At 60.7% G+C, this 12,129-nt stretch carries 11 protein-coding genes and 3 pseudogenes; 7 read left to right on the forward strand and 7 right to left on the reverse strand.

Features of this window, described 5'->3' with window-relative positions; translation table 11 throughout:
* Positions 1-2 precede the first annotated feature (2 nt).
* The 4 genes and pseudogenes from urtE to PQR54_RS22045 form a co-directional block, all read left to right on the forward strand.
* Complete coding sequence (gene urtE, locus PQR54_RS22030; protein ID WP_110406069.1) at positions 3-707, forward strand: urea ABC transporter ATP-binding subunit UrtE; 705 nt, start codon at positions 3-5, stop codon at positions 705-707.
* Positions 708-768: 61 nt separating this feature from the next.
* On the forward strand, positions 769-1,764 hold the full coding sequence (locus PQR54_RS22035) for an acetamidase/formamidase family protein (RefSeq protein WP_110406097.1): 996 nt from the start codon (positions 769-771) through the stop codon (positions 1,762-1,764).
* 12 nt (positions 1,765-1,776) lie between these two features.
* Positions 1,777-2,547, forward strand: coding sequence for an SDR family NAD(P)-dependent oxidoreductase (locus PQR54_RS22040; protein ID WP_408249317.1), 771 nt, complete (start codon positions 1,777-1,779; stop codon positions 2,545-2,547).
* Positions 2,548-2,645: 98 nt separating this feature from the next.
* A pseudogene (locus tag PQR54_RS22045) lies at positions 2,646-2,954 on the forward strand (nitrilase-related carbon-nitrogen hydrolase); the annotation flags it as partial.
* A gap of 70 nt (positions 2,955-3,024) precedes the next feature.
* Here PQR54_RS22045 and PQR54_RS22050 read toward each other — a convergent pair.
* Together PQR54_RS22050 and PQR54_RS22055 are read right to left on the reverse strand one after the other, a co-directional pair.
* Positions 3,025-3,342, reverse strand: coding sequence for a porin family protein (locus tag PQR54_RS22050; RefSeq protein ID WP_408249319.1), 318 nt, complete (start codon positions 3,340-3,342; stop codon positions 3,025-3,027).
* A gap of 225 nt (positions 3,343-3,567) precedes the next feature.
* Positions 3,568-4,212: a TetR/AcrR family transcriptional regulator gene (locus PQR54_RS22055; RefSeq protein ID WP_408249321.1), complete on the reverse strand. Its 645-nt coding sequence runs from the start codon at positions 4,210-4,212 to the stop codon at positions 3,568-3,570.
* Positions 4,213-4,291: 79 nt separating this feature from the next.
* Here PQR54_RS22055 and PQR54_RS22060 point away from each other — a divergent pair, with 79 nt between their 5' ends.
* The 3 genes and pseudogenes from PQR54_RS22060 to PQR54_RS22070 all read left to right on the forward strand — a co-directional run bounded on the left by PQR54_RS22060 (position 4,292) and on the right by PQR54_RS22070 (position 6,557).
* Positions 4,292-5,176 (forward strand): SDR family oxidoreductase, encoded by an 885-nt coding sequence (locus PQR54_RS22060; protein ID WP_408249323.1) that lies wholly within the window; start codon positions 4,292-4,294, stop codon positions 5,174-5,176.
* Between the two features lie 81 nt (positions 5,177-5,257).
* Positions 5,258-5,598, forward strand: a pseudogene (locus PQR54_RS22065) (DUF4148 domain-containing protein).
* Positions 5,599-5,762: 164 nt separating this feature from the next.
* The gene (locus PQR54_RS22070) at positions 5,763-6,557 is read left to right on the forward strand and encodes an alpha/beta fold hydrolase (RefSeq protein ID WP_408249325.1); all 795 of its coding nucleotides are present in this window, start codon (positions 5,763-5,765) and stop codon (positions 6,555-6,557) included.
* 68 nt (positions 6,558-6,625) lie between these two features.
* Here the strand turns inward: PQR54_RS22070 and PQR54_RS22075 are convergent.
* From PQR54_RS22075 to PQR54_RS22095, 5 genes and pseudogenes are all read right to left on the reverse strand, one after another.
* Positions 6,626-6,814, reverse strand: a pseudogene (locus PQR54_RS22075) (helix-turn-helix domain-containing protein); the annotation flags it as partial.
* A gap of 586 nt (positions 6,815-7,400) precedes the next feature.
* Positions 7,401-8,417, reverse strand: a complete 1,017-nt coding sequence (locus tag PQR54_RS22080; protein WP_408249327.1) for an alpha/beta fold hydrolase — start codon at positions 8,415-8,417, stop codon at positions 7,401-7,403.
* Between the two features lie 13 nt (positions 8,418-8,430).
* Positions 8,431-10,134, reverse strand: coding sequence for an amino acid ABC transporter permease/ATP-binding protein (locus PQR54_RS22085; RefSeq protein ID WP_408249329.1), 1,704 nt, complete (start codon positions 10,132-10,134; stop codon positions 8,431-8,433).
* A 59-nt stretch (positions 10,135-10,193) separates the two neighbouring features.
* Entirely contained in the window at positions 10,194-11,051 is an 858-nt protein-coding gene (locus PQR54_RS22090) for an ABC transporter substrate-binding protein (RefSeq protein WP_110406082.1), read from the reverse strand.
* A gap of 71 nt (positions 11,052-11,122) precedes the next feature.
* Complete coding sequence (locus tag PQR54_RS22095; RefSeq protein WP_408249331.1) at positions 11,123-12,025, reverse strand: polysaccharide deacetylase family protein; 903 nt, start codon at positions 12,023-12,025, stop codon at positions 11,123-11,125.
* Between the last annotated feature and the right edge of the window lie 104 nt (positions 12,026-12,129).

Consider the following 12,129-nt stretch of genomic DNA (forward strand, 5'->3'; position numbering starts at 1 on the left):
GCATGCTGAAGATTTCCGCACTCAACCAGTTTTACGGCAGCAGCCACACGTTGCGCGACGTGTCGCTGAACGTGGCCGACGGCGCCTGCACCGTCGTACTCGGCCGGAATGGCGTGGGCAAGACGACTCTGCTGAAGTGTCTCGTCGGGTTGCTGCCGGTCAAAGGCGGCGAAATCGAACTGGCGGGTCAGCCGCTCACACGCACGCCGTCGCACCGGCGCGCGCTGGCGGGTCTCGGCTACGTACCGCAAGGACGCGAGATATTTCCGCAGCTCAGCGTGGAGGAAAACCTGCGCATCGGCGCGTACGCGGGCGAACGGAATCAGACCGCCAGGGACAAGCAATTTTCTTTCGACGATGTCTTTCACACCTTTCCCGTGCTGAAGACGATGCGCCGTCGCATCGCAGGCAATCTCTCCGGCGGACAGCAGCAACAGCTTGCAATTGGCCGGGCACTTCTGACCAATCCAAAACTGCTGATTCTCGACGAGCCGACCGAGGGCATTCAACCGTCGATCGTGATGGAGATCGAAGCGGTGATCCGTTCGCTGAAAGGATCGCTGTCGATCCTGCTGGTAGAACAATTTTTCGATTTCGCGCAGGCGGTCGCTGACGACTATGTGGTGCTGGTGCGAGGCCAGGTTGTGTCGGCGGGTCCGGGCGACCAGATGGAAGCCAATAACGTCAGAGCGCTAATTTCAGTGTGATGCGGCGCCCCGCGAGGCGCCCAATCACGTCGACAACCCACATTTGAGCAGGAACCCCATGATGAAATGGCTAGAACAATCGATCATGCACACGCGCGGCGTCGCACGCGGCGAGGTTCGCGAAACGCATGAGCTCAGTGAGTCCCGTCAGGGCACGTTTCACTACACCATTGGACCGTACTCCGCGCCAGTGATGAACATTGCGCCGGGCGACCGGGTGGTGGTTCAGACGCGCGATGCCTTCGACGGCAAGATCCTCACGGAACAGGATCTGCCCAGCCAGAAGCTGCGGGTGCCGTTCCTGAATCCGCAGAGCGGCCCGATCATGATCGAAGGCGCGGAGAAGGGCGACGTGGTGGCGGTGTATATCGAATCGATGCTGCCGCGCGGCGACAACCCTCGCGGCACCTGCTGTCTGATTCCGCGCTTCGGCGCGCTGACGGGTACGGAATACACCGCGACGCTCAATGAGCCGCTGCCCGAGATCACCCGCAAGATCGATGTGGACGAAGAAGGCGTCTACTGGAGCAAGCGCGTTACGCTGCCGTACAAGCCGCATATCGGCACGCTGAGCCTGTCGCCGGAAATCGACTCGATCAATTCGCTCACGCCGGACAATCACGGCGGCAATATGGACGTGCCCGACATGGGCCCCGGCAGCATCACCTATCTGCCGGTGCGCTCCGCCGGTGCGCGGCTCTTTATCGGCGACGCGCACGCCTGTCAGGGCGACGGCGAAGTGTGCGGCACCGCCGTCGAATTCTCCAGCACGACTACGATTCACGTCGATCTGATCAAGGGCTGGCATATCGAGTGGCCGCGCCTCGAAACCGATGAATTGCTGATGGCGATCGGCAGCGCCCGCCCGCTTGAGGACGCAACGCGCATCGCGTACCACGAACTGGTGCTGTGGATGGAAAAGGAATACGGCTTCGACCGCTGGGATGCCTACATGATGCTCAGTCAGTGCGGCAAGGTGCGGCTGGGCAATTTCGTCGACCCCAAGTATTCGGTCGGCGCGGCGATCAGCAAGAAGTATCTCGCACCGGGTGCCTGAGGAGACGTCATCATGGATTTGCAACTCAAGGGTTTGAAGGCGCTCGTAACCGGCGGCACCAAGGGTATCGGTCGCGCCATTGCGCACACGCTGGCAGCCGAAGGCGTGGACGTCGCGCTGTGCGCGCGTGATCGTGCCGCCGTCGAGCAAACGGTGGCCGACATCGTGCAGACCACGGGTGGCGCGGTCAAGGTGTGGGGCGGCCCGGTCGACGTTTCGAATGGTCCGGCGTTGCAGGCCTGGACACGCGACGCCGCCGCGCAACTGGGCGGCATCGACATCGTGGTCGCCAATGTGAGCGCGCTGTCGATCGGGAACGATCCCGAGTCATGGCGCAAGGAGTTCGAAACCGACTTGATGGGTACGGTGAACCTGGTCGACGCCTCGCTGCCGTTTCTCGAAACCAGCAAGGGCGCGTCGATCATCGCGATTTCGAGCGTGTCCGGCCGTGAGATCGACTTTGCCGCCGGCCCTTACGGCACCTTCAAGGCGGCGCTGATTCACTACATGCAAGGCCTCGCTTACCAGCTCGCGCCCAAGGGCATCCGGGCGAACGCCGTGTCGCCCGGCAACGTCTATTTCGAAGGCGGCGTGTGGGATCACATCGAGCACAACGATCCGAAGCTGTTCGCGCAAGCTCTCGCCCTGAATCCCAGCGGACGCATGGCCCGCCCACAGGAAATCGCGAATGCGGTCGCGTTCGTCGCGAGTCCCGCGGCGAGCTTTGTGAGCGGGGCGAATCTCGTAGTGGATGGCGCGCTCACGCGCGGGGTGCAGCTCTAAGTGCCCAGACGCTGCATCACGTAAGTCAATTCGACAAAACACCCAGGAGCCTTGACGACAATGAAAAGAATTTCTTCCCTTCTGACTGCGGGTCGCTCACCAACTGGGTGCCGATGCCTGCGCAGCCGGCCGAACTTCCCGCGATGGCGAACCTGCTGGCGATGGGCGGCGCACATTCGAACGGACTGTTCGTGGCCGCGGCGGACCGGGTCGGCGTTGAACGCGACCAGCCGTTTCTTGGACGCAGCCTGATTGTCGACTCGCAAGGATGGCCGGTGGCCGGTCCGGCCAGTGCAACCGACGAAGAGATTCTGGTGGCGACGGTGAATCTGGCTGACGCGCGTCGGCATCGGCAATTGAACGCGTTCAATCACGTATTGCGGGACCGGCGTCCGGATATGTACTGACGTTTTTGTTCAACTACGATTTCACCCAGCGCGCCGGCACGGCTCGCCGGTCACCTTCCGTCACCGCCCATCAGAACTTGTGCCGAATCCCCAACTGGACGAAGGTCTGCCGATTCATCGATGACGCTGTCAGGGCGTTGAGCGTCGCGTGGCCGGTGGAGTCCGTGCCGCTCGCGAACTCCGTGCTGCCTGGGACGTAGATGTCGGTTCGCTTGGACAGGTAGTAGTCGAGCGACATCGAGAGGTTGTTGTACGCCGAGCTACCGATGGTGCCCACACCCGAGCCATGTGTGTAGCTATCGACGAACTCGCTGGCAAGGAACGGCGTCCAGAAGTACGTGAGGTTGAATTCACCGGTGTCGAACTTTGCAGTGCCCGTGAGCCGCAACGGATTCGAGCCGGACGAAGTCTCGACGAGCTTGCGCAGTCATGTCTCGACTGGATCATTCACGATTTGCGGCAGTCATAGTTTCGAACGTCAAGCCAGGCCAAAACTATGCGGCGGAGTTCAAGACGCCGGCCGCGCAGCGAGTCGAGGACGGGCAACGCATGAACGTGGTGGCCCGCCAGCGGGGCGCGTCGGAACACACACCGCGACCAGCTAAATGACGGGTTATCTCCGCACAGTCGACCTTCTCTTTATTCCCGCATCTCCGGGACTGCGCGAACCGGAGTTGCCCGCGGCAGGCCAGGCGGACATCGCAACGTCGATCATGCCGCCAAGCGCTTCACCTGTTGCGCCGCCTTGGGGAAGGTTTACAACGGCCTGCAAGACGCCGAGATAGTACCAGGCGAGCGCGTCCACATTGATCTCCGGCCCAAGTTCACCCTTCGCGACACCTTCGTGCAGCAGATCCGCGAAGATCTGGCGCTGCCGTGCAATGCCGGCAAGCGTTGTCGTTTTTCCCGCCGCTGCGAGGTCTATCATCTCGGCACTGCTTCGCGATAACAGGCAGCCGGCTGGCCGCTGCGGCGCTGTGGGCTTCGGCAAAAAATCACGGAGTATCGCTTCCACGCTCCCCCGCGCTGAATCCGCACGGGCTGAGTTCATCCGTTTGAGCACACGCTCCGTGTAGACCGCCAGCGCGTCGCGGAACAGGCCGTCCTTGTCGCCAAACCGTTGGTAGAGGCTGGAGCGGGATAAGCCGGTAGCGTCGGTGAGGTCATTGATGGACGCAGTCGCATAGCCGTGCCGCCAGAAAACTTCGATTGCAGCAGCGATAACGGCGGCCTCGTCATATTGAGGCTTTCCACTCATAAATTCTCCTGTTGACAATCCGGAACGATTGTTCCAACATTGTTGGACCGATCGTTCCATCATACATCAAGGAGTCTTCATGCTCAACCAAACCGTTCAGGGATCGCGCAATTTGCGCATCGCCGTCGCAGGCGCTACCGGCCGCGTCGGCGCTACATTAATCGATCGACTGGCCACCGATCCTGTCGATGTCATCGCGCTTACGCGTCAGAACGCAACGGCACAGTTTGCACCGAAGGTCGCTGTCACGACGGTGGACTTTGAGCAACCGGCTACGCTTGAGGAGGCGCTTCGCGGGGTCGAAAAGCTGTTTGTCGCGCACGGCACATCGGCTCGGCAGGTGGAAAACGAAATCGCGCTGATTGATGCTGCCGTCGCCGCGGGTGTTCGCCACATTGTCAAACTCTCGGTCATGGGACCGGCAACACGGCTGAATCCATTCGCCTGGCACATGCAGATTGAAGCACATCTGGCTCGCCAGCCGGTGGCGTCAACTGCACTTCGACCGACGACTTTCGCCGACGTGCTCAAGCGCGCCGGTGCCCAGGTCGCCGCGGGCAACTGGGCCGGCGCAGCAGGCGGAGGAAGCGTCAACTTTATCGATACCCGAGATGTCGCCGAAGCGGCGCGCGTCGCCTTGCTCGAAGACATGGCTGACCAATCCCAGCGGGCGTATCACCTGAGCGGACCGCGGAACTGGACGATGCCAGAGGTTGCACAGGAGTTGTCGCGCCTGCTCGGACGCCCGGTTGTCTATAACGATCGATCACCAACAGAACATCGCGCGGCCTTGCTCGCGGATGGCCTGCCGCCGTTGGTTGCCGACTTGCTTCTTGGTTTGGACAGGCTCTTTCGTGAATCTGCGCTCGCGGAGACCACGTCGACTTTCGAGAAATTGACCGGTAGGCCTCCGCGTTCATTGTCTGACTGGCTGCGTGAAAACATCGCGGTCTTCCAGCGGTAAGCGCCCGTGCCCACGCTGAAATGAGTTGCCGGCGTGCAAACGCCACACTTGGTCGACTGAAAGAATTTCTGGAATAAACAAATATTCTTGAGTCTCGCTCTCGCCGTTGCCATCCTCGGCGCGCCGGTTGTTAGCTTCGCGCAGTCGAGTATTCCGCTCACGCGAGCAGAAGTTCGTGCTGATCTCGTTCGTGCCGAACAGGCGGGCTACAACCCGGCCGGCGGTGACGACGTCAATTACCCGGCTGATGTTCAAGCGGCAGAGGCAAAGATCGCCGCGCAGACCGATCAGCAACTGAGCACACAGGCCGTCGGGGCGTCGCACAGAACGGCACCTCTGAATCGGGTGTTCCATTCCGTACGGCGATGCACTCGAGTTGCGTCGGCCCGGTCAGCTTCTGCAATCTCTACTCAGGCAGCTAAGCGGCGCAAGCCGGATCCTGTACCCCTTGCTGTCAAACACTGGGTCCCGGTCGGTTTTATTCCCAGATGCCAGGCGGCTTTCAACGAGTGCATCGCGCAACTATGTGCGGTAGCGGTTCAAGCCAATGCTTCTTCAAACCCATCCTTATCATTGGAGTCTCGTCGTGAAGATTATCCCTTTCGCTGCATCGGTTTTGACCCTGGCCGCCTCGGTTTTTGCATCCACCGGAGCCATGGCGCAAGTCACCCAATCGGGCACCGGCTCGATCAAGAACATCGTTCTGGTCCATGGTGCGTGGGTCGACGGATCAGGCTGGAAGCCGGTCTACGACATCCTCACTAAAGACGGCTATCGCGTCACGATAGTGCAGCAGCCGCTGACCTCGCTCGACGACGACGTCGCCGCCACGAAGCGCGTGATCGATTTGCAGGATGGTCCGGCCATCCTGGTGGCGCACAGCTATGGCGGGTCCGTGATCACGGAAGCAGGCGTCGATCCGAAGGTGGCGGGTCTGGTGTACGTCGCAGCCCATGCGCCGGCTGTCGGCGAGGACGAAAGCGATCTGGGCAAGAAGATGCCGAGCTACACCTCGAAGCAGGCGGGCGCCATCAAGAAGACCGACGACGGTTATACGTACCTGAATCCCGCGGATTTCCCGAAGGACTTCGCGGCTGATCTGCCGCTCAAGGAAGCCAGATTCGAATCGCACTCGCAGATCCTGACGGCGGCGAAAGTCTTCTCCGCGCCGATGACGGTCGCTGCCTGGACGACCAAACCGAGCTGGGGCATCGTGGCGGCGGACGACAAGATCATCAATCCGGATCTCGAACGCTTCTATTACCAGCGCGCGCATAGCCATACCACGGTGCTGGCAGGCGCGAGCCATTCGGTCTACGAATCGCGTCCGAAGGAAGTTGCCGCAGTGATCGAGGACGCAGCGAAGCATGCCCGGCAGTAACGCAATCGAGGGCGCTGCGGATGCGCTGTCGGGTCCGGGCGCGCGGCAATTGCGCGGCGCGTACCGCGCTAACGCAGGCGGGCAGTTTGCGACGGCGACTCGCCGAAGCGGTCCTTGTAGCTCTGCGCAAAGCGACCAAAGTGGGTGAAGCCGCAATTGAGCGCAATGCTCGCGATGCGTACGTCGGCGGGCGTCGCGAGAATGATTTTGCGAGCGCATTCCAGTCGAATTTGCCGCAGATAGTGCCCGGTTCCGCGCCGAGCGCGGCGTCTTCAGGCAGGGCGGCGGGATCGATACTTAACACGAGCTACTCGCAATCGGGTGAGAGCTTCGCACTGAACGACTCACCGGGTGCGCGAACCACGCCCTGCCGGTCGTTGGCTTCAATGGTGCGCAGAAGATACGCTGGAACTGTTGCTGGCAACGGAACAGGCATCTGGAAGCCGAGGATCGACGGACCTATCCTCGGCTAAGAGTCCGATAAGGTCAATTCTTCGGGACCCGGCGCGCGCGCCCGCTTCCGCTACGGCAAAGCCAATTCCCGACGTGCCGCCGGCCACGACGACCCGGTTGTGATTGAGCGAAATGCCGGTGGGGGTGCTGTTTTCCGTATCTGACATTGTGGTGAGCGAGTGGTCCGGGTAACGACGCGCAGCGCAACGCAGCACGTGCTGTCGAACGATCGATCGAAGCGCCATTGCGGTCGCGAATGAGTGTAGGCGATCTGCGGCAATCGCGTTGAGGGTGCCTTGGGCAGATTACGTCTGGAAAGATTACACTCGGCGCGCTGCGGCCGCAGCGCGACATCTGGCTGCAAGCATTGCGTAGGGCAAATGCCGGCAACTACATAGCGAGAATTTCCCTCACGGCGTTGTCGATGAACTTGACATCGACTGCATTGGCCGCAGGCCCACCCGCGAAATGTCCCCATACCGACTCGATGGGCCGCAACTGAGCGTTGGGCATCTTTGAAACTTCATACTCGCTATCTTCCGGCGGGAAGTACAGATCCGTGCGCCCGGGCATCACAATAGCCTTGGCAGTGATGCTGCCCAACGCGCGATCGAAGTCTCCCTCGTAAAGAGAATTGGCGGAAATATCGCCGTGTTGCCAACTCCACATCATCGAAAGAATATTGTTCGCGTCTTTCTTCAGGAAATCGCCCTCCCAGAACTGGGTGATGAAGTCCTCAAGCGAGCCATATCCCATTGCTTCCATGTCGAGCCGTTGCCGCAGAAACGCCTGCGAAAATCCCCACCCGGCAAACACGCGCGCCGCAGCGCGCATTCCGCGCGTGGGCGGTGCATCGTAGAAGCCGTCCTTGAATTCCGGGTCCAGCAGCAATGGCGCCTTGAGGCCTTCAATAAACACGAAATTGTGTCGCGAGCAGCGTGCGGCCCCGCAGAACGGCAGAATGCGCTCGACCATCCGCGGATACATCGCGGCCCAATGGAACGCCTGCATCGCGCCCATCGACCAGCCGGTGACGAGCTTGAGCGAATCGATGCCGAACTTCTCGGTCACAAGGCGGTGCTGCATCGCGACGTTGTCGTGGAGCGTGACATGCGGAAAGCGGCCGCGATCATAAGGCGGAGCGTTGTTGCTCGGCGAACTCGATACGCCGTTGCCGAACATGTTCGGCACAATGATGAAGTACTCCCGCGGGTCGAGGCCCATGTGCTCCCCGATCAGCCACTCGTTGTCGGCATGGCTGCCGCTATAAAACGTCGGATAGACAATCGCGTTGTCCCGCGCCGCATTCAGTTGGCCATATGTCTTGTAGCTGAGCCGCATGTCAGGCATCGTCGCGCCGGACTGCAGCGCGACGCGGCCAAGGCTGAAAGTTTCGAAGTCCGTCATGTGAGCCTCATATTTAACTGGCGAAGACGTTAAGGAATTTTCGGGTGCGCTCGTGAGTCGGGTTGTCGATCACCTCCTGCGGCGTCCCTTGCTCGATGACCTCGCCGCCATCCATGAAAACGACGCGATCGGCGACATCGCGGGCAAAGCGGATTTCGTGCGTGACCACGACCATCGTCATGCCGGCATCGGCGAGCCCGCGCATCACGCCAAGCACTTCTCCCACGAGTTCTGGATCCAGCGCCGAAGTCGGTTCGTCGAACAGCATCAGCTTGGGTTTGATCGCGAGCGCACGCGCAATCGCTACCCGCTGCTGCTGCCCGCCCGATAAGCGATGCGGCAGAAAATCCGCATGTGCGGCGAGGCCCACGCTCTTCAACAGCTCGCGGCCGAGCGCCTCTGCTTCGGCACGCGGCACGTCATAGACCTGCTGCTGTGCTTCGACGATATTCTCCAGCGCACTCAAATGACTGAACAGGTTGAAATGCTGGAACACCATGCCCACACGTGCTTCGGCGCGCGCCCGTGCGAGGTTGTGCAGGGGCCGCACGGTGCCGCCGCCACCCGGCACTTCGCGATAGCCCACATACTGCGAATCGACCTTGATCGTCCCCCAGTCAAGCGGTTCGAGATGGTTGATGAGCTTGAGCAGCGTGCTTTTACCGGAACCGCTCGGACCGAGGATCACCACGACTTCGCCATGGGAGATCGACAGGTCGACGCCGCGCAGAATCTCGCGCTTGCCATAGGATTTCCAGACGTTCAGGCATGCCACAAAAGGTTCATTGCGATGCCGCGGCGTGCGGCTTTCTGCGGGCAGCAACGTGCCGATCCATGCATGATCGTTCGCCTGCGGCTGCTGGGCGGCGACCGGCAAAACAATCGGTGCGTCGAGCGGTTTCACATCAGACGTCGAAGCGCGCAGTCCAAACCACGAGAACGTGAGTTTCCGATCGCGCTCGTGATCGAACATGCGTTCGAGCCATACCTGAAGCAATGAGATTCCGCTCGTCAGAAACAGATAGATCACCGCCGCCGCGCCGAACACGGTAAAGAACTTGAAGTTCTGGCCGACGACCTGTTGCGAGCGGAACGTGAGTTCGTTGACGAAGATCACCGACGCGATCGACGTTAGCTTCAACATGCCGATAGTGTCGTTGGCGAGACCCGGGATCACCGCGCGCATCGATTGCGGCAGGATAATGCGGCGTAACGTGAGCAACGGCCCCATGCCCAGTGCGGCGGCCGCTGTGGATTGCGAACGGTTCACGGAAAGAATTCCGGCACGAAACAGTTCAGCGCTGAACGCCGCCTCGTTCAGTGCAAAGCCGATCACTGCAGTCGTGACTTCATCGAAGCGCAACCCGATCAGCGGCAACGCGTCGAAGATGAACACGAGTTGCAGCAGTTGCGGTGTGCCGCGCACGAACCAGATATAACCCCACGCCGCCGAGTTCAAGGCCTTGAGTCGCGATAGCCGCATCAGCGCGAGGCCGAGCCCGAGCACAAGCCCGATTGACATCGCTATCAGCGTGATCTTCACCGCGATCCATGCGCCGCCGAGCAGGAACGGGGAGCCGACATAACCGACGAGTTCCTTGAAACCGTCGAGCACCTGAACGCCATCGAGACCGGCGGCCATTGCAGGCTGCAGGAGGAACATGGCGACCATACCGAGCGCGCCGACGACGTTGTGTTTGATACGTAATGCCTTCATTTCAGAACCTGATCCATGACGCTGCCGGCACGCGGGAAGGTGTGCCGTGCAGGCAGCCTTTATTGAGCAAGCAGAGTGGCGGGCATTTCCAGCGACGGATCTACACCGTACTGCTGAAAGGTCTTCTTCTGCGTCTGATTGGCCTGCATGATCTTGAGTCCATCGGATACGGCGGCGATCATGTCGGCGTTGCCTTTCTTCACGCCCACGCCAATCTTCATGCCGCTCGTCACCATGAAGCCGCGGGTGTAGAGCTGGGGGTTCTGTTTCGCGAGACCGTCTACGAGCGCCAGGTCGTACATCATGACGTCGGCGCGATGGCTGGCGACGAGGCGCGCGCCCGAGGCGATATCGGCAGACGTCATGATGGTCACATCGGATTTACCTTCGGCTCTGCATTTGGCGGCTTGCGCTTGCGCCATCGTCAGTTCGACGGTGCCGATGCCTGCCGTGACCGTGAGGCCGCAGAGCTTCGAGATGTCATCGACCTTTTTGGGGTTGCCGGCCGCCACCAGACCGCCGGTGCCGGCCTGCATGTACGTGACGAAAGTCGTTTCCTTCGCGCGTTCCGGCGTGTAGTACAGCAAGTCCCACATCACATCGATCTGTCCCGCGCGCAGCGCGGGCAGCAGCCCGGGCCAGCCGGCAGTGAAGAATTCCGTTTTCACGCCGGCGCAGTCGAACACGGCGCGAGCCATGTCGGCATCGGCGCCGATGATCCTGTTGAAATCCTTGCTGTCACGAAATGCATATGGCGGCGATTCGGGGTCCACGCCGATCTTGATGGTCTTGCCCGCCAGCGATGGATATTTCTGGGCGACCTTGGACGGTTCGCACGATTGCGCTGATGCACCTTGTGCGAGGAGCAGGCCGGTGAGGGCGCATAACAGCAGCTTGATGGCCTTTGACATGAACATGGCGAATCCTATTGAGGTTGAAAACGGAATACGAGCGATAGAGGCGATGTAACGAAGTCGGAACGAAGTGATTAATGGCCTAGAAAATCCATGTGGCTTGCAATAGAACCCGGCGTGGTGATGCAGATCCGGCCTTCGTCGCGCGCGCGGGCAATGTGTTCGAGTGCCCGGCGCATGTGACACAATCGATGCGGCTGTCCCATCAAGTACGCATGTAATGCAATGCCCATGACCAGCGGTTCTCGGGCAGACTGCCGCAGCATTTCCTCAAAGTGGTCAATCATCAGATCGGCGAACGACTTTGCGTCCATCTGGCGCGCAAGGATCATCGGGATATCGTTGACTTCCTCCTGGTACGGAATCGCCCACAGCGGCTGACCGTTGCGCGTAAGCAGACGCGTCGGCTGATCGTCGTGGCACCAGTTGAGCGTGTACTGGTAGCCCGCTTCGGCCACCAGATCGGTGGTGACATGACTCTCCGAGAGCCACGGCGATAACCAGCCCGTCGGCTGCTGCGCGCTTTCCACCGCGATCCGTTCGCGACATGCCACGATTAGCGCGCGTTCGTCGTCTTCAGTGAGCGTTCCTTGTCGCTCTGAATTCGTATGGCCGTGCGCGACGAGTTCATCGCCGCGCTGCGCGAACGCGGCGACCAGTTCAGGACAATGATCGTAGAGCGCCGTGTTGATGATTGCCGCGACCGGCAGCGCGAGGTCGTCGAAGAGATCGAGACAGCGCCATGCGCCTACCCGCAACGCGTACTCACGCCACGCGTAATTCAGCACATCGGGTTCGGGCATTACCGGTCCGATGGTCGGCCCCAGTCCTGCGCCGAACGCAAAGTGCTCGATGTTGAAGCCGATATAAACCGCTAGCCGGGATCCGTCAGGCCAACGATAAACAGGTCGGCCGTTGATCGGTGAAAAGTGAAAGCGCCCGTGGCCGGGCAGCGCGCGATGTGCGGGAGAATCCATGATCCAGTGAGTCCTGTCGAAACGGCGCGTACGCCTGTGTTCACGTCAGAACCATGGTAGGGAAGTCAAAATCACGGCATCGCGCTTGCTGCGAACAAACTCTT

The sequence above is a fragment of the Paraburkholderia phytofirmans genome, from assembly GCF_046028095.1.
Taxonomy (GTDB): domain Bacteria; phylum Pseudomonadota; class Gammaproteobacteria; order Burkholderiales; family Burkholderiaceae; genus Paraburkholderia; species Paraburkholderia phytofirmans_A.